Here is a 25135-nt window from a genome sequence, read left to right on the forward strand (position 1 = left end):
GTGCCGGGCGGCCCGGTGGCAGCCGCGGCCGGTCCGCGCCCGCCCGCCCGCGCGAGCTGGACGCGCAGATCGAGGAGCGCAACCGGGCCCGGCACGACAAGCCGCGGCTGAACCTCCCCAAGACCTTCGGCGACCAGGAGGGCGAGCGGCTCCAGAAGGTGCTGGCCCGGGCCGGCATGGGCTCGCGGCGCGCCTGCGAGGAGCTGATCGACCAGGCCAGGGTCGAGGTGAACGGGCAGATCGTCACCGAGCAGGGGCTGCGCGTCGACCCGGAGAAGGACGAGATCAAGGTGGACGGCCTGACCGTCGCCACCCAGTCGTACCTCTTCTTCGCGCTCAACAAGCCCGCCGGCGTCGTCTCCACCATGGAGGACCCGGACGGGCGCCAGTGCCTGGGCGACTACGTGACCAACCGCGAGACGCGGCTGTTCCACGTCGGACGCCTGGACACCGAGACCGAGGGCATCATCCTGCTCACCAACCACGGCGAGTTGGCCCACCGCCTCACCCACCCCAGGTACGGCGTCAAGAAGACCTACCTGGCCGCGATCCAGGGCCCGATCCCGCGCGACCTCGGCAAGCAGCTCAAGAACGGCATCGAGCTTGAGGACGGCTACGCCCGCGCGGACCAGTTCAAGGTCGTCGAGAACGTCGGCAAGAACTACCTGGTCGAGGTCTCGCTGCACGAGGGCCGCAAGCACATCGTGCGGCGCATGTTGGCCGAGGCGGGTTTTCCGGTCGACAAGCTGGTCCGGACGGGCTTCGGCCCCATCCCGCTCGGCGACCAGAAGTCGGGCTGGCTGCGCCGCCTGACCAACACCGAGGTCGGGATGCTGATGCGCGAGGTCGACCTCTAGGGGCAGCGGCTCTCCGGGGCACCGGCGGGCCGGTCGCCGCCGGGACGGGCCGTGTGCCCGCCCCGGCCACTGGTCGACGGGTCGCGACGCGGACCGGCCGCGGCGTCGTGATGACGTCGCGGCGGGCCACAGCGCCCACGGCGCCGGCCGGCCGGACGCCCCGCCCGGTCACGACCAGGGGCCGAGCCCGACGGCCCGGCCGTCCGCATCGCGCTCGACCTCCATCATGCCGGCCACCGCGCCCCGGTTGACGTGCCCGTACACGTGCGGGAAGCGGGTCGTCTCGGGCACGCCGGGCGGCGGCTCGGGGTCGGCGGCCTCCCAGCGGACCATCGGGTCCAGCTTCTCCTCGTCGATGAGCAGCACCATCAGCGGCCCTACGGTGTCCCGGAAGTACGCGGTGGCCACCGCCAGCGTCGTGGCCTCGTCGGGGGAACAGTGCACGAACCCGTCGTCGGCCAGCGAGCTCGGGGCGTACGGCCGGTCCGGCGCGGTCAGCCAGTCGTCCAGGGGAACCACGTGGAAGATCATGCGGAACGTTCTACCGGAATCCGGGCGCCGCGTACCCCCTGCGACCCCACGGACGTGCCCGCACACCCACCCCTCGGCCGCACCCAGCCCTGGCACCCACCCTCGGCCGCGCCCGCTTCCGGCCCGTACCCCCACGCTCCCCCGCTCGGCCCGCAAGCCCGCCGGTCGGGGCGTGCCGTGGCCGGACCCGGGCATTCCGTCTCGGCTGGTGGGCGGCGGGCCGGTCGGCGTGCCGGGGCTGGTTAGGGTGGCGGGGAAGCGGTACGTGACCATGCCCAGCCGCAGCGCGTAGAAGGACAGCACTCAGTGAGAACCGCTCTCGTCATCGGCACCGGCCTCATCGGCACCTCAGCCGCGCTCGCGCTGACCGGCCGGGGCGTCCACGTGCACCTCGCCGACCACGACCCGGGGCAGGCCCGCACCGCAGCCGCGCTGGGCGCCGGCAGCGACACCGAGCCCGAAGGCCCGGTCGACCTGGCCATCGTCGCCGTACCACCGGCGCACGTCGCCGACACCCTCGCCGACGCGATGCGCCGCGGCCTGGCCCGCGGCTACCTGGACGTCGCCAGCGTCAAGGGCGGCCCGCGCCGGGAGCTTGAGGCCAAGGACTGCGACCTGACCCACTACCTGGGCACGCACCCGATGTCCGGCCGCGAGCGGTCCGGGCCGCTGGCCGCCAGTGCCGACCTCTTCGAGGGCCGCCCCTGGGTGCTCACCCCGAGCCGGGACACCGACACCGAGGTGCTGAACCTGGCACTCGAACTGGTCGCGCTCTGCCAGGCCGTGCCCGTCGTGATGGACGCCGACGCGCACGACCGCGCGGTGGCCCTGGTCTCGCACACCCCGCAACTGATCTCCAGCATGGTCGCGGCCAGGCTCCAGCACGCCGACGAGACCGCGGTGCGCCTCTGCGGCCAGGGCATCCGCGACGTCACCCGGATCGCTGCCTCCGACCCGGGGATGTGGATCGACATCCTGTCCGCCAACCCGGGACCGGTCGCCGACGTGCTCGCCGACCTCGCCGCCGACCTGGACGAGACGGTACGGGCGCTGCGCGCGCTGGAGTCCGCACAGGAGGCCGAGCGCGACGACGGGGCGGCCGGCATCGCCGACGTGCTGCGCCGCGGCAACGCCGGCCGGGTCCGGGTGCCGGGCAAGCACGGGGCCGCGCCCGCCGCGTACGACACGGTGACGGTGCTCATCGGCGACCAGCCGGGCGAGTTGGCGAGGATCTTCGCCGACATCGACCGGGCCGGCGTCAACATCGAGGACGTCCGCATCGAGCACGCCACCGGCCAGCAGGCGGGCCGCATCCAGCTCGTCGTCGAGCCGGGCGCGGTGCAGCCGCTGACCACCACCTTGCGCGACCAGGGCTGGCCCATCCGGCACTGAGCCGCCGGGCGACCGCGGGCGACCACCGGCACGCGCGCCGGCGGTGACCGGCGGGGCGGGGCCTGGCGGCGGCGGTGAGCCGTCGGGCCGGCCGGTACGGAGCACGGGGCGTGGCCCGGTGCCCGCCGGGCCCCCCGCCCGGGGCGCTCGCCGCGGACCCCGGGCGGTTCCGGGCCGCGGCCAGGGGCCGGGGACTGCACGGGATGGTCATTCCAACAAGTAACCTTGTCGGTGACTTCTCCATTCGTGAACACTCCGTGTCCGCCCCGTAGTAACGCCCCGTGCATGAGGAAGGTGTCTGCCACCGTGGAAACCGCCGCCAGGACCGTACCGGCAGCAGTGATTGTCGGCATCGACGGCCCCTCCGGCACGGGCAAGTCCAGCACCTCCAAGGCCGTAGCGGCCAAGCTCGGCCTGCGCTACCTGGACACCGGCGCCCAGTACCGGGCGATCACCTGGTGGATGCTGAGCAACGGCATCGACGTGAACGACGCCGCGGCCGTCGCCGAGGCCGCGGCCAAGCCCGCCCTCGTCTCCGGTACGGACCCGGCGGCGCCGACCATCACCGTGGACGGCGCGGACGCCGCGGGCCCCATCCGCACCCCCGAGGTCACCGCCGCGGTCAGCGCGGTCAGCGCCGTTCCCGAGGTGCGCGCCCGGCTGACCGAACTCCAGCGCACCATCGCCGCCGAGGCGCCGCGCGGCATCGTGGTCGAGGGCCGGGACATCGGCACCACCGTGCTGCCGGATGCGCACCTCAAGATCTTCCTCACCGCATCGGAGGCCGCTCGGGCCGCCCGGCGCAGCGGTGAGCTCGGCGTCAAGAGCGCGTCGGAGGTCGCCGCGACGCAGGCGGCGCTCGCCAAGCGGGACGCGGCCGACTCCGGCCGCAAGACCTCACCGCTCGCCAAGGCCGCCGACGCGGTCGAGGTGGACACCACGGAGCTGACCTTGGACCAGGTCATCGAGTGCGTCGTCACCCTCATCGAAGACAAGCAGCAGGGCGCGTGAGCACGGCCGCGGCGGAGTGTACCCGGGAGCAGCCGGGGCCGAGCGGGCCGGGCGCCGCCGTCGGTCGCCGGATCGGCATCGGCCTGATGTACTCGCTGTGGCGCCCGCGGGTGCTGGGCGCCTGGCGGGTGCCGGCCGCCGGCCCGGTCATCCTCGCGGTCAACCACGCGCACGGGCTCGACGGGCCGATGCTGATGGGCACCGCGCCGCGGCCGGTGCACTTCCTGATCAAGAAGGAGGCGTTCGTCGGGCCGCTCGACCCGTTCCTGCGCTCCATCGGCCAGCTCAAGGTGGACCGGCAGAGCGTGGACCGGGCGGCGATCACCGACGCGCTCGGCGTACTGCGCCGCGGCGGCGTGCTCGGGATCTTCCCCGAGGGCACCCGCGGCGAGGGCGACTTCGCCTCGCTCCGTGCGGGCCTGGCCTACTTCGCGGTGCGCGGCGACGCTCCCATCGTGCCGGTGGCGGTGCTCGGCACCAGCGACCGGCGCGGCCGGGCCATAGCGGCGCTGCCGCCGCTGCGCCACCGGGTGGACGTGGTCTTCGGACCGGCGTTCTCCGCCACCGGCGACACCCCGGGGCAGGGCTCCGGCGGCCGGGCGACCCGGGCGGCCCTGGACGCGGCGACCGTACGCATCCAGGCGCGGCTGAGCGAGCACCTGGCCGACGCCAGGCGCCTCACCGGCCGCTAGACAGACGTGAGCGGCGGGCCGTCAGGGCCCGCCGCCGAGGGACGACGAGGAACAGACTTCATGAACGACCAGATCCCCGCCGGCGACGAGCACGGTGAGCTTGGCGACGCCGAGTACACGGAGTTCATGGAGCTCGCCCGGCAGGAGGGGTTCGACCTCGACGAGGTGGAGAGCGACATCGCCGCGGCCGGCCACGGCCCGCTGCCGGTGCTCGCCGTCGTCGGCCGCCCCAATGTCGGCAAGTCGACCCTGGTGAACCGCATCCTCGGGCGCCGTGAGGCCGTCGTCGAGGACCGGCCCGGTGTCACCCGCGACCGGGTGACGTACGAGGCGGAGTGGGCCGGCCGGCGCTTCAAGGTGGTGGACACCGGCGGCTGGGAGCAGGACGTGCTCGGCATCGACGCCTCCGTAGCCGCACAGGCCGAGTTCGCGATGGAGGCCGCCGACGCGGTGATCTTCGTCGTGGACGCCACCGTGGGCGCGACCGACACCGACGAGGCCGTGGTCAAGCTGCTGCGCCGGGCCGGCAAGCCGGTCGTGCTCTGCGCCAACAAGGTCGACGGCCCCTCCAGCGAGGCCGACGCCGCCGCCCTGTGGTCGCTCGGGCTCGGCGAGCCGCACCCGGTCTCCGCGCTGCACGGCCGCGGCACCGGCGACATGCTCGACGCCGCCCTGGACGCGCTGCCCGAGGCGCCCGCGCAGACCTTCGGCACCGCGCTCGGCGGCCCGCGCCGGGTGGCGCTCATCGGCCGGCCCAACGTCGGCAAGTCCTCGCTGCTCAACAAGGTCGCCGGCGAGGAGCGGGTGGTCGTCAACGAGCAGGCCGGCACCACCCGCGACCCGGTCGACGAGCTGATCGAACTCGGCGGCAAGACCTGGAAGTTCGTGGACACCGCCGGCATCCGGCGCCGGGTCCACCTCCAGGAGGGCGCCGACTACTACGCCTCGCTGCGCACCGCAGCCGCCCTGGAGAAGGCGGAGGTCGCGGTGGTGCTGATCGACGCCAGCGAGTCGATCAGCGTGCAGGACCAGCGGATCATCACCATGGCCGTGGACGCGGGCCGTGCATTGGTCATCGCGTACAACAAGTGGGACACCCTCGACGAGGAGCGCCGCTACTACCTGGAGCGCGAGATCGAGCGGGACCTGGTGCAGATCCCGTGGGCGCAGCGGGTCAACGTCTCGGCACGCACCGGGCGGCACATGGAGAAGCTGGTCCCGGCGATCGAGACGGCCATCGTCGGCTGGGAGACCCGGGTGCCCACCGGCCGGCTGAACGCCTTCCTCGGTGAGATCGTCGCCTCCCACCCGCACCCCATCCGCGGCGGCAAGCAGCCGCGCATCCTGTTCGGCACGCAGGCGGGCACCAAGCCCCCGCGCTTCGTGCTCTTCGCCTCCGGCTTCCTGGAGGCCGGCTACCGCCGCTTCGTGGAGCGCCGGCTGCGCGAGGAGTTCGGTTTCGACGGCACGCCGATCCACCTCTCGGTGCGGGTGCGGGAGAAGCGGGGCCGCAAGAAGTAGTTTTCCGGCGCCATCTGCACGACGTTCTACACCACGCATGTGGGTGTGTGCGCGGGCGGCGGGGTGGCTGTACGGCTGCGTGACCGCGGGGCGGCACGGGCGTACGGAGCTTGGAACGCCCCTGCAGGAACCGCAAGCCGTCGTGCGGATCGCATGACGGCACGGGCGCGCCGGGCCCGCGCGCACGGGAACGCGATGCGTACGCCGGAACGGCCGAGCGGCCCCGGGGCAACTGCCCCGGGGCCGCTCGCGTGCCTACGGCCACGCCCCGCGTCGACCCGGTCGACCGACCACCACCGTGGGCGGTGCGACGTACCGCTGCCGCGCCCCGCGGCGAGCTGCCCGTGCCCGCACGGGCCCGGTACGGGCGCCGCACCGGTACGGCTGGTCAGAGGCCGTGCCGCCCGCTGTCCCGCGGTGCCGGTGGCAGGGCCGCCGGCAGTCCCGGGCGCTGGTGGCGGCCGGTGCCCCGCCAGTGGCCGCCGTCCCAGGTGCCGGTGCGCTCCCAGCCACCCTGTCGGTCCCACCCGCCGCGCTGTTCGCGCGGACCGAAGGCGGTGAACTTCAGGTCCTCCTCACCCGTACGGTCCCCCGGCAGGGCCCGGAAGGACCTGCGGTACTCCGCGTACAGGGCATCGAAGATCGGCGTGGCCGAGGCGCCGGCCGGCGGCTGCGGCCTGGGGTGCTCGGTCGCCGCCTCGTGCGAGGGGCGCATGCCGGGGATGGGGGGCGGCTGGTACGGATCGCGGGGGGCGGGCTCGTAAGTGTGCACGTAAGCGCCAACGACCCGGCCGCCCGTCGGATGCGGAAATTGCGGCGAATACGCTGCTCGTGAGGCATATGGGTGAGCGTGGGGACGGGCCTGGCCCCGCGCCGGCACCGGGAACGCCGCGCCGTGCGGGGTCGGGCCGGCCTGTGGGTGCCCCGGGCCGCGGGCCGGCCCGGTCGGTCTCACGTGCCCGCGAGCGGCATCGCGGCGCCCACCAGCGCCCCCCGCTTCGCGGCCCGCTCCAGGGCCTCGCGGAGCAGGTCCTCGCGCGGCTGCTGGCCGATCACCCCGGCCGGGGCGGCGTAGACGAAGACGGTGTTGGACCGGTTCACCGCGGCCCGCCAGCCCTCGGTCACGTGCAGCGGCTGGTGCGCCTGCCACCAGGCGGTGGAGGCGCTGCCGTCGGCACCGGGGGAGAGGATGGCGTGCAGTTGGCCCATGGCGAGCAGGACCGACCAGCCCGCGTTCGCGTCCGGCCGCTGCTCCAGGTTGGTCACCGGGCGGAAGCCCTGCTCGGTCAGGAGGGGCAGGAAGTCGTCGCCCGGGCTGTCGGAGCCGGGGCGCACGATGGGCCCGGTCGGCTCGACCACCAGCGCCGGGTGCACGTCACCGCCGAGCAGGATCAGGCCGCTGGTCACGCCGAGCACCGCTTGGCGGGGATCGCTCTTGGCGATCGTGTCGGCGTCCTGGCCTGCGGTGATCGACCGTACGGCGCCCTGGAGCTGCTCTTCGGAGACCGTGACCACCTGCGAGGGGATGCAGGAGGCGTGGGCGAAGGCGAGGACGGCGGTCTCCTCACCGACGAAGAGCACCGTGCTGGTGGGCTCCTGGGCGGCGTCGCCCGGGGTGCGGCAGGAGGTGCAGTCGTAGTTTCCCGGGGTGTTGTCGCCGACGAGTAGCCGTTCGGCCTCGTCGTCGCCGATCTCGGCGCGTACGTCGTCGCTGACGTCGAGCATGCGCGGCACGGGTGGCTCCTCGAATTTGTCTTCCCTGTGCCGGGTGGGTTCCCCGGCTCGTAAAGAACTCAACGGGAGACGGCGGCGCGGGTCACGCCCGGCGACGGGGCGGAAACGCGTCGTAGCGGGGCACGGGTGGCGGTGTGGTGAAAGCGCTTGCTGGCCCGGTGGGGCCGGTCGCGCCGCTGGCCGGGGCGACGGCGGGGCGGTCGGTGGGGGCCCGGCGGCCGGCGCGGCCCCGGCCGGAATCCGCCCTCGGGGTCGGGCGCGGGCCGTCAGGGAGCCCCGCTCGGCGATCGGTGGCGCGCACCGCCGGGGCCACCGCACGGGGCGCGGACGGGCCGGGCCCGTCGAGCGAGAGGGAGGTGCGCGGGGGTGCGGAGGGCCCGCGGGGCCCGGGCGGCCAGGGGCCGGGCAGGACGCGACCGGACGGCGGCGCCGGTGGGCCGGGGCCGGGATCAGGCCAGGGGCGGCGGGTCGGCGCGGGGTGTCGGGGTTGGCGCCGGCAGGCCCGTACGGGGGCGGAAAACCATCCGGTACGGCCGCCGGGCGGGCCCCGGTGGGGCGCGGCGGATGTCCGGCGGGCGGCGCTCACCAGCCATGATGGTGTCCGACGGGCGAAAGTTCCCCGGGCCGGCTACCGATTTCACATCGCTTGGAGAACAAGATGGTGTGGGCGGCCAACCCGGCAACCGTTTTCCCCGTCTTACCCTGAGCTAGGCGGACGAGGGACCGTCCGTGGGGAACCGTCAGATGTCGGAATTACGGGGCCGGATGCATATCTCATTCCTGATTCACAACGCGTACGGGATCGGCGGGACGATCCGCACCACGTACAACACCGCCCGCACGCTGGCGGAACACCACGACGTGGAGATCGTCTCCGTCTTCCGCCACCGCGACGAGCCGGTCTTCGACCCGGGCTCCAAGGTGACGTTGCGGCATCTGGTCGACATCCGCAAGAGCAGCCCGCACTACGAGGGCGACGACCCGCGGTACACCAAGCCCGCGCGCGTGTTCCCCCGGTCCGAAGGCCGCTACAAGCAGTACAGCGAGCTGACCGACCTGCGCATCGCCGACCACCTGGCCGCCCTGGAGACCGACGTGGTGGTCGGCACCCGGCCCGGCCTCAACTGCCACATCGCGCGCGAGGCGCGGCGCGGCGTGGTGCGGGTCGGTCAGGAGCACCTCACGCTCAGCACGCACTCCCGGTCGCTGAAGGCGACGCTGCGCGGCCTCTACCCGCGGCTGGACGCGGTGACCACGGTGACCGAGGCCGACGCCCGGACCTACCGCCGCCAGATGCGACTGCCCGGCGTCCGCGTGGAAGCCGTGCCCAACAGCGTGCCCGAGCCGCAACTCGCCCCGGCCGACGGCACCGGCAAGTGGGTGGTGGCGGCCGGCCGGCTGGCCCCGGTCAAGCGGTACGACCTGCTGATCAAGGCGTTCGCGAAGGTGACCGAGCAGCGGCCGGACTGGCGGTTGCGGATCTACGGCGGCGGCGCCGAACGCGACAAGCTGCGCGCTCTGATCGACCGCCTCGGCCTCTACAACCACGTCTACCTGATGGGCCCGGCCAACCCGCTCGACCCCGAGTGGGCCAAGGGCTCCATCGCCGCCGTCACCTCAAGCCTCGAATCCTTCGGCATGACCATCGTGGAGGCCATGCGCTGCGGTCTGCCGGTGGTCTCCACCGACTGCCCGCACGGTCCCGGCGAGATCATCGACGACGGTGTGGACGGCCGGCTGGTGCCGCCCGGTGACGTCAACGCCATCGCCGCTGCCCTGCTCGACCTGATCAACGACGACGAACTGCGGCAGCGCATGGGCCGCGCCGCACTGGCCGACTCCGCCCGCTTCGACCCCTCCCAGGTCGCCGGGCGGTACGAGGCGCTCTTCAGTGATCTGCTGTCGCGCGGGGGACTGCGCGGCTCGCTCCACCGCACGCGAGGCGCCCTGCTCAGTGGCGTGTACGCGACCAAGGACGCCGGGCGGCTGGCGTTCAGAAAGGCACGTGCCGCATGACGACCACCTCAGCAGAACTGCCCACGCCCGCCCCCGAGCCGAAGGCCGAGACGAGCGTGCCGCTGCGCGCGGACAGTGTCGCCGACTCCGCCGGCGGCCTCACCTTCGACATCGTCGACCCGCCGGCACCGGACGCCGGCGGGGAGGCCGCCCTGGTGCTGCGGCTGCGCGGGGACGAGCACGGGGCCGAGGAGGTGCGCCTTCCGCTGTCGCCGGCCGGCGAGCGGCGGCTGCGCGCGGTGCTGCCCAGCACCGTCGCCCTGCCCGAGGGCCGGTGGGACGTGTACGTGGCGTGCGGTGAGGCCCCGGCCCGCCGACTGGCGCCCGGGCTGCACGACCTGCGTTCGCTGGTGGACCGCCGCCCGGGCCCCAGCCTGTCGCCGCTGGCCGTCCGCATTCCGTACACCACCAAGCACGGCAACCTCTCGCTGCGCAGTTGGCTGCGGGCGCCGCACGCGGAGGCCGGGGACCTGCGCGTCGCGGACGGCACGCTGAGCGCCCAGGCCCGGCTCTACCGGCTGGAGCGACCGGCGCAGTGGCTGGCCGGCGCGGTGGTGCGGGCCCGGCTGCGCCGCGACCCGTCGGTGGTGCACACCGTGCCGGTCACGGTGGACGACGCGGACTTCGGCTTCACGCTCGGGTACGCCGACCTGGCCGCGCACTGGGAGGGCGGGCAGGACATCTGGGACCTGTGGCTGTCCCGTACGGCCGACGCGCAGGCACCCGGCGACGGCGCGGCGGAGGCGGACGGGGCAGCGGTCGAGGCAGAGCCTGAGACGGAGTCCGGGGCGGCGGCCACCGCGCAGCACGCGGTGCGCATCGCGCGCATCCTGGATGACGTGGTGGACAAGAAGCCCGTCTTCGCCTACCCGGCGCTGACCCTCACCACGGACCGCGGATCGGTGCGCGCCGCCCCTTACTACACGGCCGACAACGACCTGTCGGTGCGCATCGAGGGGGCGTAGCACCGCCGACCGGGACCGGGTTGTGGCATGAACTGCGCCCACCGGGGCACCTGATGGCCCTGGAGGTGTGAAGCATGGTTCCTGTCCTACTCGTTCTGTTGCTGGCGCTGCTGCTTTTCGGCGCCGGCTTCGCGATCAAGGTCCTGTGGTGGATCGCCATCGCCGTGCTGGTCATCTGGCTGCTCGGCTTCCTGCTGCGCTCCACGACGGCCAGTGGGCACCGCTCACGCTGGTACCGGTGGTGAGCGCGGCGGCCCGGGCGTCCGACGGCGCCCGGCAGGCCGGTGCACGCCGCGCCGGCCCCCGCCCCCTACCGGCGCCGCGCGGTCTGGACACCTAGCGGCCCTGCCGCGTGCGGGCGGTCAGCCGTCCCCGTAGCGGCGGTGACCGCGACCGGTGACGGCCCCCGCGGCGGCCTCCGGCGACGCCGGTTCCCCCGGCAGCGCAGACCGCGCCGGCCCGGTGCCCCCGGGACCGTCCCGAACGGGGCCGGACCACCGACCGTTCATCCCACGCCAGCCCTCGCGGACCGAAGCCGTCCGCGAGGGCTGGCACACTGCTGCGCATGCTGGAGACCTCCGCCCGACTGCTGCGCCTGCTCTCCCTGCTCCAGACCCACGGCGGCCTGGCGCCACCGGGGCGCTCCGGTGCCGGTGGTGGGCGGCGCAGTTGGTCGGGCGCGGAGTTGGCCGAGCGGCTGGGCGTGACGCCGCGCACGGTCCGCCGCGACGTGGACCGGCTGCGCGAACTCGGCTACCCGGTGCACTCGGTGTCGGGCACCGCCGGCGGCTACCAACTCGGTGCGGGCGCCGAACTGCCGCCGCTGCTGCTCGACGACGAGGAGGCGGTGGCGGTCGCCCTCGGCCTGCGGATGGCGCCGGTCGGCATCGAGGGCGTCGAGGAGAGTTCGGTACGCGCGCTGGCCAAGCTGGAGCAGGTGCTGCCGGACCGGCTGCGCCGCCGGGTCTCGACCCTGAACGCCTACACGGTGCCGATGACCGGCAACCACGCAGGTCCGGCCATCGATCCGCACGTGCTGACGGAGTTGGCGCACGCCTGCCGGGACCGGCAGCGGGTGCGCTTCGCGTACCGCGCCCACGACGGCGAGGTCAGCCGGCGCAGCGTCGAACCGCTCCGGCTGGTCTGCTCGCGGGCCCGCTGGTACCTGGTCGCCTGGGACCTCGACCGCACGGACTGGCGCACCTTCCGCGCCGACCGGATCACCCCCAAGCCGCCGCACGGCCCGCGCTTCGACCCCCGCGAGCCACCCGCCGACGACCTGGGCGGCTACGTATCCGAGCGGGTGTCGATCGCCGCGTACGCGCAGCGCGCCACGGTGCTCCTCAAGGTGTCGGCCGAGCGCGCGGCCGAGCACATCTCGCCGACGGCCGGGGTGCTTGAGGCGGTGGACGAGGAGTCCTGCCTGCTGCACACCGGCGCGCACACGCTCGACGTGCTGGCCGTGCACGTGCTGCTCGCGGGCTTCGACTTCGAGGTGCGCGAGCCGCCCGAACTGCGCGGGCACCTCAAGACGATGCGTGACCGACTCGATCGGGCGCTGGGCTGAGAACGCCCTCGTCAAGCTGCGCGACCTGCGGGTGGTGCAGGTCGAAGGCGGGTGACTCGGAGCGGATGCGGGGCAGCGCGGTGAAGTTGTGCCGCGGCGGCGGGCAGGAGGTGGCCCACTCCAGGGAGCGGCCGTAGCCCCACGGGTCGTCCAGTGCCACCTGCTCGCCGTACCTGGCGGTCTTCCAGACGTTGTAGAGGAAGGGCAGCGTGGAGCTGCCGAGCAGGAAGGCGCCGATGGTGGAGAGGGTGTTGAGTGCGGTGAACCCGTCGGCGGCCAGGTAGTCCGCGTACCGCCGTGGCATGCCCTCCACGCCCAGCCAGTGATGGACCAGGAACGTGGTGTGGAAGCCCACGAACAGGGTCCAGAAGTGGATGCGGCCCAGCCGCTCGTCGAGCATCTTGCCGGTGAACTTCGGCCACCAGAAGTAGAAGCCGGCGAACATGGCGAAGACGACCGTGCCGAACACCACGTAGTGGAAGTGGCCGACCACGAAGTAGCTGTCGGTGACGTGGAAGTCCAGCGGGGGTGAGGCCAGGATGACCCCAGTCAGGCCGCCGAACAGGAAGCTCACCAGGAAGCCGATCGACCACAGCATGGGCGTCTCGAAGGAGATGGAGCCGTGCCACATGGTCCCGATCCAGTTGAAGAACTTCACCCCGGTGGGCACCGCGATCAGGAAGGACAACAGGGAGAAGAAGGGCAGCAGCACCGCGCCGGTGGCGAACATGTGGTGCGCCCAGACCACCACGGACAGCCCGGTGATGGCCATCGTCGCGCCGACCAGCATCACGTAGCCGAAGACCGGCTTGCGGGCGAAGACCGGGATGATCTCCGTGATGATGCCGAAGAACGGCAGCGCGATGATGTAGACCTCCGGGTGCCCGAAGAACCAGAACAGGTGCTGCCAGAGCACCGCCCCGCCGAACTCCGGCTCGAAGACCAGCGCCCCGAACCGCCGGTCGGCCTCCAGGCACAGCAGGGCGGCGGCCAGCACGGGGAAGGCGATGAGCACCAGGATCGAGGTGAACAGCACGTTCCAGGTGAAGACCGGCATCCGGAACATGGTCATGCCCGGGGCCCGCATCGCGATGATCGTGGTGAGGAAGTTGACCGAGCCCAGGATGGTGCCGAAGCCGGACAGCGCGAGCCCCATGATCCACAGGTCGGCCCCGATGCCGGGGGAGTGGGTGGCGCTGTTCAGCGGCGCGTAGGCGAACCAGCCGAAGTCGGCCGCGCCGTCCGGTACCAGCAAACCGCTCAGTACGAGGAGTCCGCCGAACAGAAACAGCCAGTACGAGAGCATGTTCAGACGCGGGAAGGCGACGTCGGGCGAGCCGATCTGGAGCGGCATGATCTCGTTGGCGAAGCCCGCGAAGGTCGGGGTGGCGAAGAGCAGCAGCATGATCGTGCCGTGCAGCGTGAACGCCTGGTTGAACTGTTCGTTGGAGACCAGTTGCAGCCCCGGCCTGGCCAGCTCGGCCCGCATCACCAGCGCCAGTACCCCGCCGACCAGGAAGAAGGCGAACGAGGTGAGCAGGTACAGATGGCCGATCTTCTTGTGGTCGGTCGTGGTGAGCCAGTCCACGAGCACCCGCCCGTGCCGCCGCTCCGGTACCGCTCCCGCCCCCGCCTGAGCGGTCTCCGTCCCCATGCGTGGCTCCCTCTGGGCGTCGACTGTGCCGGGCTGCGGGCACCCGCCATGATGCGGGGCGCGCACGGCCAGGACTGTGGTGCGACACGCAGGACGCATACCGTTTCGCCCCCTTCTGTCCTGCCTGCGGTTCGCTATCCGGGCACCTTCGCGCGCTCGTTGTCGGTCTTGTCTGGTGTGTCTGTCATGTGGGTGTCAGATAGGAAGTCAAGATGCGCAGCTATGGCCAAACCTGTGTACGGACGGCCAGATCAATGTGGTGGAATTGTGTGCTCCCCGTGTGATGCGGTATGCGTTTTTGGCGACTACCGAATTCCCGCCGCCGAAGATGCGGCGTGATGTGCGGGGAAGCCCTTTCCCGGCGTCATAGCGCGTTATTGCAGAGAACTCCGCAGGGCCTTCCGGCCGAGAACGGAAGGTCCTTACGGGTGACATAGATGACGACAAACCGGGCCCTGTTTTCTGTGACACAAGTGTGACCAGTGACGGTCGGCCGGACGGGGGTTCCGCGCGTAGAGCGGGCCTTCCGTCCCCGGGGAGTGGCGCCTACGGTGGCTGGCATGGCACCTCTACCGATTCCTTCGCCCGAGCCGGCCGATGACCTTGACTCCTATGTCGGCCTCGACGGCGAGACTGCCGAACGACGGGCCAGGGCGCGTGGCTGGACCACCGTCAGGACGCTGCCGCCGGGGGCCGTCATCACTCTGGAGTACCTGGGCGGCCGACTGAATTTCACCGTTGACGACGGCGTCGTCGAGCGCTGCTGGCAGGGCTGAACCGGCCCGCCGCTGTCGTGTGCGACCGCGCCGGGCAAACGGCGAAGGCCCCGAGCTCCAGGGGAGTCTCGGGGCCTTCGGAAGCCGTCTGTGGCCGGCTGGCGGCCCGAGGTGCGCTACGGGGAGGCGGCGGCCCGTACGAGGTCCGGTCAGCCGCCGCTACGGCCGCGCGGGGCGCCGGCCGAGCCCAGCGGGGCGGTGCGCGCCCGGTCCGCGTGCGGCGGGCGGCGGCTGCCGGTCGGGGTGACCGGGGTGCGCTCGGAGCGCGCCGTGTGCGGCCTCGCGGGGTGGTGCGGCCAGCTCTCCGACGGTCGTGCGGCCCCACCGGCCCGGCCGGCCAACGGCAGCCGCTCCCGGGTGTGGTGCTCCTCGTCCGGCGCGCTCCGCAGCGTGCTCACAGCGGGGTTGGCCAGCGCGGACACCGGTTGCGGAGTGAACAGCGAGCCGGCCCGCAGCCGCTTCCAGGCGATGCACAGGACCATCTCGGCCCAGGCCATCGGGGCCTCGAACAGCGGCAGCGCCAGCAGGATCAGCAGCCCGGCCGCCCAGCCGAGCAGAACGTCGCTGACCCAGTGCGTCCCGAGGTAGACGGTCGTCATGCCCACGCCGAAAGTGACGACCGAAGCGGCCACGGAGGCGATCCTGCGCGCCTGTGGAGTGGTCGCCAGATAGGCCAGCACACCCCAGGTGACCACGGCGTTCGCGGTGTGACCCGAGGGAAATATATCGCCGTTCTCCCACATCTCGTTCGAGCCGACCACGGTGGCGTAGTGCGGACCGAGCCGACCCATCCCCAACTTCGCGGCGCCCACGGTGGCGTTCAGCAGCAACAGCGAGGTGCCGAGCAGCAGCAGCGGCCGGGGGGTGCGCTGTCGCCAGCAGCACCAGCCGAGCCAGGCGGTCACCAGGACGGCGGTCGGACCGCGCTGACCGAGCACGACGAAGTAGTCCAGGAAGGTGTGGAATTCCGGCCACTGCTTGTACGGCCGGAACAACATGACTTGCCAGTCGAGCTTCACCAGCCAGGAGGTGGTGAGCACGCCGACCACCGTGGCCACGTAGACCGCGAGAGTGGTCCCCAGCAACCAGCCGCGGGTCCGCGTCATGCGCGGTCGCGCGACTTTGGTCGGGCGCTCCTCCGCCTGAGGAAGCTTGTCATCGGTACGCACTCAATCGAGATTACATTGCGTGACAGGTGACATCGGTCGATCACGTCTCTTTGTGATGACGATGTGATGTGGAGAGGGTCTCGTTCTCGACATTGCCGTTCACGATTTCACGGAATGCCGGGAGTCCTTGTCTATTCCGTTGGTGCTTCTCAAGAGGATCAGCTAGAACCCGTTTATTCTATTAGCGCTCCGCTGTTTATCGCTGATTCGCCCCGGCGTTCCCTGTTGTTTCCCCTGTGGTTGCCGTGGCTCGGGTGTCCGGGCGGCGGCGTGCTGATCATCGCCGCAGGGCGGTTCCGCGCAGGTCACACGCCCGGTGGCGGTCCGGCGCCCGATCGCATCCGGCCATGGTGGGCCCGCCTGGTCCGGCGGCGCCCCGGCGCCTCGCCGGCGGCGTACCCGCCCGCCGTCGGGTTCCCCCCGGCGACCGGCCGGGAACGGCCCGGCCCACCGGCCGCAGGGCGCAGTTCGATCACGGCTGCGCCGCTCGAAGGCCCGTACCCGCTTGCCCCGTGCCCGGTGACGCTGCCGCGCCCGGCCGCCGCCCCATCCGGCGTACGGCTCCGTCAATGCAGGTCAGAGCCTTGCGGGCGGAGACCGGCCGGTCTCCGGCGGCGTGCCGGACGGCAAGTGGAGCACGGTCTTCCGCCCGAGGTGAGGTACGTGGCCCCTGCCGCGATTCGCGTACGCTGACGTCTCACTCGCCCAAGTCGCCGGGTCACCGGGCTGCCTCCTCGACGTCATGTCGACGTCATGCCCCGTGCAGGCCCCACGCCGCGAGCGCACCACAGGGAGGTACCTCTATGACCGGGACGACCACGACCGGCAAGCGGCGGTCAGCGGGCGTTCCCCGGTCCGGGCACGGTGCCCGGGGGCGGCACGCGGCCGAAGGCGGCGACCGCTGGCTGGTGCTCGTGGTGCTCTGCGTCAGCCTGCTCCTGGTCGCCGTGGACGCGACCGTGCTGCACGTCGCGGTGCCTGCGGTCAGTGAGGACCTTCGCCCGGGCGCGATGGAACTGCTGTGGATCGTCGACGTCTACCCCCTGGTGTGCGCCTCGCTGCTGATCCTCTTCGGCACCCTGGGCGACCGGGTCGGCCGCCGTCGCGTCCTGCTCCTCGGCTACGGGATATTCGGCCTCGCCTCCGCGCTCGCCGCCCTGGCCAGCACCCCCCAGGTGCTCATCGTGGCGCGCGCCCTGCTCGGCGTCGGCGGCGCGATGATCATGCCAGCCACGCTCTCGATCCTCCGCCAGGTCTTCCCCGACCGTCGCGAGCGGGCCGTCGCGATCGGCGTCTGGAGCGCGGTCGCGGCCGTCGGCGCGGCGGCCGGCCCGCTGCTCGGCGGCTTCCTGCTGGAGCACTTCTGGTGGGGCTCGGTCTTCCTGATCAACATCCCGCTGATGGTCGTCGCCCTGCCGGTCGGCCGCTGGCTGCTGCCCGAGTCGACCGGCGACCACGAAGGTCCCTGGGACGTACTGGGTGCCCTGCTGGCGGCCTTCGGCCTGTTCGGACTCGTGCTCGGCGTCAAGCGGCTGGGCAACGGGCAGGACCTGATCGACCCGGGCACGCTCGGCGCCCTGCTGCTCGGCGGCGCGCTGCTCACCGTCTTCGTACGCCGGCAGCGCCGCAGGACCCAGCCGCTGGTGGACCTGACGATGTTCGCCAGGCCCGCCTTCGGCACCGCCGTCGGCTGCATCGTGCTCGCGATGCTGGCCCTGGTCGGCCTCGAACTGGTCGCCGCCCAGTACCTGCAACTCGTCCTCGACCTCACCCCGCTCCAGACCGGCCTGCGACTGCTGCCGCTGACCTTCGCGGCCATGGCCGCCGGGCTCGTCGGCTCCCGAATGCTGCACCGGCTCGGCCCCAGGACCATGGTGGCCGCCGGCTTCGTCCTCACCGCGCTCGCCGTCCTGCTGCTGACCGCGATGGGCCAGCAGGACCGCCCCGCCCTGCTGATCCTCGGCTTCGTCCTGCTCGGCTTCGGCCTGGAGACCACCTTGTTCGGTGCGTACGAGTCGATGCTCAGCGAGGCGCCGGCGCGCTGTGCCGGCGGGGCCGCCGCCATCGGCGAGACCTCCTACCAACTCGGCGCCGGCCTCGGCATAGCCCTGCTCGGCAGCGTCATGAACGCCGCCTACGCACCGCGCGTCGCCGAAACCCCCGGCATACCCGAGCCCTCCGCGTCCGCCGCGAGCCACTCGCTCGGCGAGGCGTACCAGGTCTCCGAAGGACTCGGCGGCGCCGCCGGCGAGACGCTGCGGACCTCGGCCCGCGAAGCGTTCGTCATCGGCCTCCACCTGACGCTCGTGGTCAGCGCCGGCCTCCTGCTGCTCGGCGCGCTCGCCGCGCTGCGCCTGCCGCGGACCGCTGAGACCACCGAAGGCGCCGACGGCAGCGAGCACGAGGCACTGCGCGCCCAGGTCCCGCCGCCGGCGACCCCGCCGCACCCGGCCGGGCCCGTCCCGATGCCCGCCGCAGGCCCCGTCGAACTGCCGCGACCGGGCCCGGGTGAGACGCCGCCGCACGGCCAGACCCGCACCGGATCGCCCGCCCACCACTGAGCGGGCCGGCCCCGCGCCGTCCCACGGGCCGCGGCCGGGCCGGCGGAAACGGGGGCTGGACGCCGTCTCCTACCCGGAAGTAGCGTCGGGTGCGACGGGATGATCTCCCCGGTCGTCGAGGCGGTACGGGACCCCGGCCGCCGGGTCCCGGACCCTGACCCGCACCCGAGCCGGAGGCCGTAGCCATGTCCGTGCGCACCTTGCCGCCGTTCGACCCGACCGACCCGTTGGGCATCGACGACCTGCTGTCCCCCGAGGACCTGGCCGTCCGGGACACCGTCCGCCGGTGGGCCGCCGACCGCGTGCTGCCGTACGTCGCCGACTGGTACGAGCGCGGTGAACTGCCCGGCATCCGCGACCTGGCCCGTGAACTCGGCTCCATCGGCGCCCTCGGCATGTCCTTGGAGGGCTACGGCTGCGCGGGCGCCAGCGCGGTCCAGTACGGCCTGGCCTGTCTGGAACTTGAGGCGGCCGACTCCGGCATCCGCTCCCTGGTCTCGGTGCAGGGCTCGCTGGCCATGTACGCGATCCACCGGTACGGCTCCGAGGAGCAGAAGCAGCAGTGGCTGCCGGCGATGGCGGCGGGCGAGGCGATCGGCTGCTTCGGGCTGACCGAACCCGACCACGGCTCGGACCCGGCGGGCATGCGCACCACGGCCAAGCGCGAGGGCTCGGACTGGGTGCTCACCGGCCGCAAGATGTGGATCACCAACGGCTCGGTGGCGGCCGTCGCCGTCGTGTGGGCCCAGACCGACGAGGGCATCCGCGGTTTCGTCGTCCCCACTGACACGCCCGGCTTCGCCGCCCCCGAGATCCACCACAAGTGGTCCCTGCGCGCCTCGGTGACCAGCGAACTCGTCATGGACCAGGTACGACTGCCGGCTACCGCGGCGCTCCCCGAAGTCATCGGCCTGCGTGGCCCGCTGAGCTGCCTCAGCCATGCGCGGTACGGGATCGTCTGGGGCTCGATGGGCGCGGCGCGCTCCTCGTTCGAGACGGCCCTGGAGTACGCGAAGACGCGCGAGCAGTTCGGCAAGCCCATCGGCGGCTTCCAACTCACCCAGGCCAAGCTCGCCGACATGGCGGTCGAACTCCACAAGGGCGTACTGCTCGCGCACCACCTCGGTCGTCGGATGGACGTGGGGCGGCTACGACCGGAGCAGGTGAGCTTCGGCAAGTTGAACAACGTACGGGAAGCGATCGAGATCTGCCGTACGGCCCGGACGATCCTCGGGGCGAACGGCATCTCGCTGGAGTACCCGGTGATGCGGCACGCCACCAACCTGGAGTCCGTGCTCACCTATGAGGGCACCGTGGAGATGCACCAACTGGTCCTGGGCAAGGCCCTGACCGGGCTCGACGCCTTTCGGTGAGGCTCGTTGAAGCCCGCTGAAGCTGGATGAGGTTCGATGAGACCCCGTTGAGGTCTCGGTGCGGAGACGTGGGACCGGGCGGGGGATGCGGGGGCGAGCCGCGGGACTGCCGGGTCCGACCCGGCGGCGTGCGCTGTGTGGCGCACGCCGCCGAGGTCAGCTCTGGTTGAAGAAGCCGGTGTGGCGCCTGCGGGCCTCGCCACTGACGATCTGGTAGTCGGGCGGTGTGAGCAGGAACACCCGGGTGGCGACCCGCTCGATGGAGCCGCGGAGACCGAAGGTGAGCCCGGCCGCGAAGTCGACCACGCGCTTGGCGTCGGCTGATTCCATCGCGGTGAGGTTCACGATCACCGGGATGCCCTCACGGAACAGTTCGCCGATCGCGCGTGCGTCCCGGAACCCGTCGGGGGAGACCGTCGCAATGCGTGATCCCTGATCCTGGGCGGCCTGGTCGGCGACCCGCACCCGCGGGTCGGTCACCCAGGCGTCGCCGGGCTCGGGTCCCTCGGAGTAGTCATCGTCGTAGTAGCGCTCATCATCGCTGTCGTCGACGAGGCCAAGCCAAGCACTCGCCTTGCGCACCGATCCCATGGACGCCTCCTCTCACACGCGGTGGGTACTGTCCGCCCCTCTATGGTCGGCCATGATGTAGATGATGTGCCAAGCGGATTGCCGCCGCACAGGGGATTCGTGACGGTACTGGTGCACAACGCGTGCCCAGAAACCAGAGTTCCTCCCCTGCAAGGGGCCTGACGGCATGGTAGTTAGACTCGCCGGCTAAATGAGTGACGCCACGCGGCGTATGGGGGAACGGGGAAGCTTTGTTTGGGATTGTCCGACCATGTCGGCACCGCTTGTCGGATCGTCTGCGGACCGACTGGATGGCTCATCTGTGCGGGCTGTGCCTGGCGCTGCGCGCCGATCACGGGCAGTTTGCCCGGATAGCGACCAATTACGACGGGCTGATCATCTCGGTCCTGGTGGAGGCCCAGTCGCCGGTCGAGCGCCGGGCCGCCGGCCGCCGCACCGCCGGACCCTGCCCGCTGCGCGGCATGCGCACCGCGCCCGTGGCCCGCGGCGAAGGCGCCAAACTGGCCGCCGCCGTCTCCCTCGTACTCGCCTCGGCCAAGGTCAGGGACCACATCGCGGACGGCGATGGTGCGCTGGCCCGCCGTCCGGTGGCCGCCGCCGCCCGCAAGGTGGCCTCCCGCTGGGACCTGGCCGGCGCGCGCACCGGATCCCACCTGGGGTTCGACACGGCCGTCCTGGTGGACGCGGTGGACCGGCAGTCGGGCATCGAGGCGCTGGCCGGGCGCGGCACCCCGCTGCTGACCATCACCGAGCCGACCGAGACCGCGACCGCCGCGGCCTTCGCGCACACCGCGGTGTTGGCCGACCGGCCGCAGAACCGGGCGCCGCTCGCGGAGGCCGGGCGGCTCTTCGGCCGCCTGGCGCACCTGCTGGACGCGGTCGAGGACCTGGACGAGGACGCGCGGACCGGCGCCTGGAACCCGCTGCTGGCCACCGGCGCCACGCTCGCCGAAGCCCGGCGGCTGTGCGACGACGCGGTGCACGGCGTACGGCTGGCGCTGCGGGACGCGGAGTTCACCGACGGCAAGCTCGCCCACGTACTCCTCGTGCACGAGTTGGGGTACGCCGTGGAGCGGGCGTTCGGCCCCCGCTGTGCGCGCCCGACGGGGCAGTCGACCGGCGCGTTCGGGCCGCCGCCCGGCCAGTCCCCGTACGGCGGTCCGGCGGCGCCGCACCACGGTGGCGCGCCGACGGCTGACGGCGGGTACGCCCCGTACGGCAACGGCCAACTCAACGTGCCGCACGGGGCCGGTGGCGCGCCGCAGCCCTTGCATCCGGGGCCCGGGCACGGCGGTTCGGACGGGGACTGGTTCGGCGGAGGCGGGGGCGGCGGGGACGGGCAGGGTTCGCCGGGGCGCCCGCCGCGCCGGCGCGGGCTGGTGCCCGGCTGTGCGGTCTGGCTCGGCCTGTGCTGCACCTGTCAGATCTGCTGTCGCGAGGAGTACCACGACCCGTGGTCCGGCGAGCAGCGCGGCGGCTGGTGCCACAAGTGCGACTGCGGCGACTGTGGCGATTGCTGTGACTGCTGTGATTGCTGCGATGGTTGCGGCTGCGACTGTAGTTGCTGAGGTGGGCTGAGCCGGGCCGATGTCGGTGGGGTTGCCCCCGGTGGGGTGGGGCTGTGGGTGCGGTGGGTGTGGGTGCTGTGCGTTGCCGGGGCGTCCCGGGGCGGGAAGGGGCTGTTGCGCACGGAAGGGCTGCCGCGTGCGGGGGAGTAGGGCGTCCCGCTCGCGGCAGTTCTATGTGGTGTCCCAACTGCGGCCTTGGGGCGGGGAGTTGGGGGTGCGGTGTGGCGGTGGGGTGCGTTTGGGTGGGAGTGGGAGGTGGCGCGGTGGGTGGGGCTGGGAGGTGAAGCCCCGGGCGTTAGGTGCGTGGGTGGGAGCGCGGCCGGTCGGGTGTCCGGTGGTTGAGACGGGCTGAGACGAGTTGGGGCGGGCCGAGGCGGTCGGTCGGTGGATGGGTGGATGAGGTGTGGTGGGTGTGAAGGGTGGTGGCGAGTGGGGTGGAAGGTTTCTCCGGGCGGAGCTGGAACGACAGCGAGGCGAGGGGAGGCCGAGCGCTAACGGTGTGCGGACGCGTGCTGAAACGCGGATGCGAGAGATGAAACCCGCAGGTGGTGGGGGCCGTGACGGTGGAGTTCACGGGGGCGCGAGCGCGGCCGGCCCGGACGGGGCGGGCGCTCAGCGCGATGGGGCAGCGGTCAGCCCGAACAGGAACACGACCACACCCGACCGAAGTCGATGTGGCCGCGGGTGACCAGACGCTGCCCTGAATGCATGGGCCAAGTGGAGCAGTCTTCCGTTTGCGCGTCAACTGAGATGAGATGCGCTGTTCACAGTATGGACAGCCGCATGGACAGCCTTGACAGCAGGCCGTGGCCACCGCATAGCCTCGAACTCCGGCTGTGCTGAGGGGCGCAGCCGGTGTGCGGCAGGGACGCGTGCTCGAACCGAGCACCCACGGAGTCTTCGCATGTCCGTGTCACCGGCCAGCTCCCCGCTTCCCCGCCGTCCCCGTCCACCGGCCATCGCGATCGTCGGCGCAGGTCCGCGCGGCATCGGCCTGATCGCCCGGATCGCCGCCCGCGCCACCGCGCCGGCGGCCGACGCTCCCGACGTCCCCCGTGCTCCCAGCGGCCCCGACGTCCCCGCCGCGCCGTCCGTACCGCCCGCGCCGTCCATACCGTCCGTACCGCAGCCCGGTGGGCCGCTCCCGCACCGCGTCGGGTCCGCCCCCGCAGGCCGGTTCGCCCCGGCGGCCGGCGGGCGGTCCTTCGTCGCCTCGTCGCGAGCCACCGGCCCGGTGCCGGCCGGGGGCCGTCTCGTCATCCACCTCATCGACCCGCACCCGCCGGGCGGCGGCCGGGTCTGGCGACCGCAGCAGTCGCCGCTGCTCTGGATGAACTCCATGGCCGCCGACGTGTCCGTCTTCGACGACGGCAGCCGCGGCTGGAACGCGGCCGAAGACGGGCCGCCGTACGCCGGGCCCTCGCTCGCCGAGTGGGCGCAGGCCATCCGCGACGGCGACCTCACAGTGCCGCTCGCCCCCGAACTCGCCGCGGAAGTAGCCGCGTTGACCGGCCGCACCTTCGCCACCCGGCGGCTCCAGAGCGCGTATCTGAACTGGGTGTACGAGCGGGTGGTGGCCGCGCTGCCGGCCGGCGTCGAGCTGCGGGTGCACCGCCGGCGCGCGGTGCGGCTCGGCGGCCCCCGCGAGGGCGCGCAGCGGGTGTGGCTCGAAGGGCAGGAGCTGCCCGTGGTCGCCGACGCCGTGGTGCTCGCACTGGGCCACCTCGATGCCGAACCAGGCCAGCAGGAAAGCGAGTTGGAGAGATTCGCGGCCGAACACCGGCTGACCTACCTGCCGCCCGAGTACACCGCCGACAGCGATCTGTCGGCGCTGCGGCCCGGGGAGCCGGTGCTGGTCCGCGGCTTCGGGCTGGCCTTCATCGACCTGATGGTGCTGCTCACCGAGGGGCGCGGCGGCAGCTACGTACCGGCGCCGGGTTCCGACGCGGCGGAGCCGGTCGGGGACGGGCCCGAGCTGGTCTACCGGCCGTCGGGGCGGGAGCCCGTGCTGTACGTGGGATCGCGGCGCGGCGTTCCGTACCACGCCAAGCTCGGCTACGACTGGCACGGCGAACTGCCCCCGCTGCCCCGCTTCTTCGGGCCGGCGCAGGTGGCCGACGTGCTCACCCGGCAGCGGCCGGCGGAGTACGCGCGCGACGTGTGGCCGCTGGTGTGCAGGGAGCTCGGCTACGTGCACTACCACCGGCTGTTCACCGCGCACCCGGAGCGCACGGTCGGGAGCTGGGCCGACTTCGAAGCGGGCTACGCCGCCCACGAACCAGGCAGCGACCAGCTCGCGGCGCTGGTCGCCGCCGCCGTACCGGACCCCGCCGACCGGCTCGACCTGGTCCGGCTCGACCGGCCGCTGGCCGGTGTGACCTTCGCATCGGACGCCGACCTCCAACAGGGCCTGCGGGACTACATCACCGCCGACCTGATACGCCGCCACGACCCCGCACACAGCGCTGACCTGGCCGTCTTCCTCGGACTCCTGGCGCTGTACGGGCAGGTGGCCGCGCTCGGCGACACCGGCCCGAACTGGCACGGCTTCTTCAGCTACCTGGCGTCGGGCCCGCCCGGGCCGCGGCTGCGGCAACTCCTCGCGCTCTCCAGGGCCGGCATCGTGCGCTTCGTCGGGGCCGACATGACCGTCACGGCGGACGCCGACCGCGGCGCCTTCGTCGCCTCCAGCGCGTCCGCGCCGGGGGCCGTCGCCGCCGGCGCACTGGTCGAGGCCAGGCTGCCGGACCCGTCGGTGGCCCGCTCCCGCGACCCGCTGCTGCGCGCCCTGTACGACCACGACCCGGACGGGGTGCGGGAGACCCAGGGCGGGCTGCTCGCGGTCCGCCCGGACGACGGCCGGGTGCTGGACCGGGCCGGCCGGCCCCACCCGCGCCGGTTCGCGATCGGCGCGCCGACCGACGCCCGGGTGGTGGGCGCCTTCGCCAGGCCCGGCACCGGCGCCCCGGCCGTACGGCAGAACGACGCGATCGCCCGCGCCCTGCTCGCCCTGTTGGCCGAGGCCGCCCCCGTGGTGCGGCTGAGCGCCTGACCCGCGGCGGGCGCCGCCCCGTCAGCGCCGCCGCGCCGCCCGCCGCGCTACCGCACCGCACCGCCCGAGCCGACCCGGGCCCACCCGGCCGATGACCCCACGAAC

Annotated in this window: 20 protein-coding genes; 14 read left to right on the forward strand and 6 right to left on the reverse strand. The window is 72.9% G+C overall.

Going from position 1 to position 25135, the window contains the following annotated elements; all coding sequences use genetic code 11:
* The coding region (locus ACMA1D_RS00005) for a pseudouridine synthase (protein WP_414721723.1) at nt 1-857 on the forward strand (857 nt) is incomplete at its 5' end.
* 168 nt (nt 858-1025) lie between these two features.
* On the opposite strand, the gene ACMA1D_RS00010 is transcribed toward ACMA1D_RS00005, so the two are convergent.
* Nucleotides 1026-1388: a DUF952 domain-containing protein gene (locus tag ACMA1D_RS00010; protein WP_414721724.1), complete on the reverse strand. Its 363-nt coding sequence runs from the start codon at nt 1386-1388 to the stop codon at nt 1026-1028.
* A gap of 306 nt (nt 1389-1694) precedes the next feature.
* On the opposite strand from ACMA1D_RS00010, the gene ACMA1D_RS00015 reads away from it, so the two are divergent.
* The 4 genes from ACMA1D_RS00015 to der all read left to right on the forward strand — a co-directional run bounded on the left by ACMA1D_RS00015 (nt 1695) and on the right by der (nt 6004).
* Nucleotides 1695-2780: a prephenate dehydrogenase gene (locus tag ACMA1D_RS00015; protein WP_414721725.1), complete on the forward strand. Its 1086-nt coding sequence runs from the start codon at nt 1695-1697 to the stop codon at nt 2778-2780.
* A gap of 285 nt (nt 2781-3065) precedes the next feature.
* The gene (gene cmk, locus ACMA1D_RS00020; protein ID WP_414721726.1) at nt 3066-3791 is read left to right on the forward strand and encodes a (d)CMP kinase; all 726 of its coding nucleotides are present in this window, start codon (nt 3066-3068) and stop codon (nt 3789-3791) included.
* 86 nt (nt 3792-3877) lie between these two features.
* Complete coding sequence (locus tag ACMA1D_RS00025; protein WP_414721965.1) at nt 3878-4483, forward strand: lysophospholipid acyltransferase family protein; 606 nt, start codon at nt 3878-3880, stop codon at nt 4481-4483.
* Nucleotides 4484-4543: 60 nt separating this feature from the next.
* Nucleotides 4544-6004 carry a ribosome biogenesis GTPase Der gene (der, locus tag ACMA1D_RS00030; RefSeq protein ID WP_414721727.1) on the forward strand — a complete coding sequence of 487 codons (1461 nt, stop codon included), beginning with the start codon at nt 4544-4546 and terminating at the stop codon, nt 6002-6004.
* A 388-nt stretch (nt 6005-6392) separates the two neighbouring features.
* Here the strand turns inward: der and ACMA1D_RS00035 are convergent, their stop codons facing one another.
* Entirely contained in the window at nt 6393-6719 is a 327-nt protein-coding gene (locus ACMA1D_RS00035; RefSeq protein ID WP_414721728.1) for a hypothetical protein, read from the reverse strand.
* Nucleotides 6720-6955: 236 nt separating this feature from the next.
* Nucleotides 6956-7738: a hypothetical protein gene (locus tag ACMA1D_RS00040; protein WP_349996688.1), complete on the reverse strand. Its 783-nt coding sequence runs from the start codon at nt 7736-7738 to the stop codon at nt 6956-6958.
* Between the two features lie 765 nt (nt 7739-8503).
* Here ACMA1D_RS00040 and ACMA1D_RS00045 point away from each other — a divergent pair.
* From ACMA1D_RS00045 to ACMA1D_RS00060, 4 genes are all read left to right on the forward strand, one after another.
* Complete coding sequence (locus ACMA1D_RS00045) at nt 8504-9754, forward strand: glycosyltransferase family 4 protein (protein WP_414721729.1); 1251 nt, start codon at nt 8504-8506, stop codon at nt 9752-9754.
* Entirely contained in the window at nt 9751-10719 is a 969-nt protein-coding gene (locus ACMA1D_RS00050) for a hypothetical protein (protein ID WP_414721730.1), read from the forward strand. Before ACMA1D_RS00045 ends, ACMA1D_RS00050 begins: the two co-directional genes overlap by 4 nt.
* Nucleotides 10720-10793: 74 nt before the next feature.
* Nucleotides 10794-10964 carry a hydrophobic protein gene (locus ACMA1D_RS00055; RefSeq protein ID WP_414721731.1) on the forward strand — a complete coding sequence of 57 codons (171 nt, stop codon included), beginning with the start codon at nt 10794-10796 and terminating at the stop codon, nt 10962-10964.
* A 320-nt stretch (nt 10965-11284) separates the two neighbouring features.
* The gene (locus ACMA1D_RS00060) at nt 11285-12286 is read left to right on the forward strand and encodes a helix-turn-helix transcriptional regulator (RefSeq protein ID WP_414721732.1); all 1002 of its coding nucleotides are present in this window, start codon (nt 11285-11287) and stop codon (nt 12284-12286) included.
* Here ACMA1D_RS00060 and ctaD read toward each other — a convergent pair.
* The gene (ctaD, locus tag ACMA1D_RS00065; protein WP_414721733.1) at nt 12246-13940 is read right to left on the reverse strand and encodes a cytochrome c oxidase subunit I; all 1695 of its coding nucleotides are present in this window, start codon (nt 13938-13940) and stop codon (nt 12246-12248) included. The two genes, ACMA1D_RS00060 and ctaD, sit on opposite strands and share 41 nt — an antisense overlap.
* Nucleotides 13941-14500: 560 nt before the next feature.
* Between ctaD and ACMA1D_RS00070 the strand changes: the two genes are divergently transcribed.
* Nucleotides 14501-14716 (forward strand): I78 family peptidase inhibitor, encoded by a 216-nt coding sequence (locus ACMA1D_RS00070; protein ID WP_414721734.1) that lies wholly within the window; start codon nt 14501-14503, stop codon nt 14714-14716.
* A 149-nt stretch (nt 14717-14865) separates the two neighbouring features.
* Here the strand turns inward: ACMA1D_RS00070 and ACMA1D_RS00075 are convergent, their stop codons facing one another.
* The gene (locus ACMA1D_RS00075) at nt 14866-15885 is read right to left on the reverse strand and encodes a phosphatase PAP2 family protein (RefSeq protein WP_414721735.1); all 1020 of its coding nucleotides are present in this window, start codon (nt 15883-15885) and stop codon (nt 14866-14868) included.
* 803 nt (nt 15886-16688) lie between these two features.
* Between ACMA1D_RS00075 and ACMA1D_RS00080 the strand changes: the two genes are divergently transcribed.
* The gene (locus ACMA1D_RS00080; protein ID WP_414721736.1) at nt 16689-18446 is read left to right on the forward strand and encodes an MFS transporter; all 1758 of its coding nucleotides are present in this window, start codon (nt 16689-16691) and stop codon (nt 18444-18446) included.
* A 185-nt stretch (nt 18447-18631) separates the two neighbouring features.
* Nucleotides 18632-19819, forward strand: a complete 1188-nt coding sequence (locus ACMA1D_RS00085) for an acyl-CoA dehydrogenase family protein (RefSeq protein WP_414721737.1) — start codon at nt 18632-18634, stop codon at nt 19817-19819.
* Between the two features lie 156 nt (nt 19820-19975).
* On the opposite strand, the gene ACMA1D_RS00090 is transcribed toward ACMA1D_RS00085, so the two are convergent.
* Nucleotides 19976-20410, reverse strand: a complete 435-nt coding sequence (locus ACMA1D_RS00090; RefSeq protein WP_414721738.1) for a cell division protein SepF — start codon at nt 20408-20410, stop codon at nt 19976-19978.
* A 230-nt stretch (nt 20411-20640) separates the two neighbouring features.
* Between ACMA1D_RS00090 and ACMA1D_RS00095 the strand changes: the two genes are divergently transcribed.
* Together ACMA1D_RS00095 and ACMA1D_RS00100 are read left to right on the forward strand one after the other, a co-directional pair.
* The gene (locus ACMA1D_RS00095; protein ID WP_414721739.1) at nt 20641-21978 is read left to right on the forward strand and encodes a DUF5685 family protein; all 1338 of its coding nucleotides are present in this window, start codon (nt 20641-20643) and stop codon (nt 21976-21978) included.
* A gap of 904 nt (nt 21979-22882) precedes the next feature.
* Nucleotides 22883-25030 (forward strand): FAD/NAD(P)-binding protein, encoded by a 2148-nt coding sequence (locus ACMA1D_RS00100; protein ID WP_414721740.1) that lies wholly within the window; start codon nt 22883-22885, stop codon nt 25028-25030.
* Nucleotides 25031-25135: the final 105 nt, after the last annotated feature.

Source organism: Streptomyces sp. 796.1, from assembly GCF_047525675.1.
Classification (GTDB): Bacteria; Actinomycetota; Actinomycetes; order Streptomycetales; family Streptomycetaceae; genus Streptomyces.

What these genes read in the sequence shown, in the direction of transcription:
- ACMA1D_RS00035 (WP_414721728.1), bottom strand. Translation starts at nt 6,719, where the DNA reads ATGCGCCCCTCGCACGAGGCGGCGACCGAGCACCCCAGGCCGCAGCCG.
- ACMA1D_RS00085 (WP_414721737.1), top strand. Translation starts at nt 18,632, where the DNA reads ATGTCCGTGCGCACCTTGCCGCCGTTCGACCCGACCGACCCGTTGGGC.
- ctaD (WP_414721733.1), bottom strand. Translation starts at nt 13,940, where the DNA reads ATGGGGACGGAGACCGCTCAGGCGGGGGCGGGAGCGGTACCGGAGCGG.
- ACMA1D_RS00010 (WP_414721724.1), bottom strand. Translation starts at nt 1,388, where the DNA reads ATGATCTTCCACGTGGTTCCCCTGGACGACTGGCTGACCGCGCCGGAC.
- ACMA1D_RS00050 (WP_414721730.1), top strand. Translation starts at nt 9,751, where the DNA reads ATGACGACCACCTCAGCAGAACTGCCCACGCCCGCCCCCGAGCCGAAG.
- ACMA1D_RS00025 (WP_414721965.1), top strand. Translation starts at nt 3,878, where the DNA reads ATGTACTCGCTGTGGCGCCCGCGGGTGCTGGGCGCCTGGCGGGTGCCG.
- cmk (WP_414721726.1), top strand. Translation starts at nt 3,066, where the DNA reads ATGAGGAAGGTGTCTGCCACCGTGGAAACCGCCGCCAGGACCGTACCG.
- ACMA1D_RS00045 (WP_414721729.1), top strand. Translation starts at nt 8,504, where the DNA reads ATGCATATCTCATTCCTGATTCACAACGCGTACGGGATCGGCGGGACG.
- ACMA1D_RS00070 (WP_414721734.1), top strand. Translation starts at nt 14,501, where the DNA reads ATGGCACCTCTACCGATTCCTTCGCCCGAGCCGGCCGATGACCTTGAC.
- der (WP_414721727.1), top strand. Translation starts at nt 4,544, where the DNA reads ATGAACGACCAGATCCCCGCCGGCGACGAGCACGGTGAGCTTGGCGAC.
- ACMA1D_RS00055 (WP_414721731.1), top strand. Translation starts at nt 10,794, where the DNA reads ATGGTTCCTGTCCTACTCGTTCTGTTGCTGGCGCTGCTGCTTTTCGGC.
- ACMA1D_RS00080 (WP_414721736.1), top strand. Translation starts at nt 16,689, where the DNA reads ATGACCGGGACGACCACGACCGGCAAGCGGCGGTCAGCGGGCGTTCCC.
- ACMA1D_RS00090 (WP_414721738.1), bottom strand. Translation starts at nt 20,410, where the DNA reads ATGGGATCGGTGCGCAAGGCGAGTGCTTGGCTTGGCCTCGTCGACGAC.
- ACMA1D_RS00100 (WP_414721740.1), top strand. Translation starts at nt 22,883, where the DNA reads ATGTCCGTGTCACCGGCCAGCTCCCCGCTTCCCCGCCGTCCCCGTCCA.
- ACMA1D_RS00060 (WP_414721732.1), top strand. Translation starts at nt 11,285, where the DNA reads ATGCTGGAGACCTCCGCCCGACTGCTGCGCCTGCTCTCCCTGCTCCAG.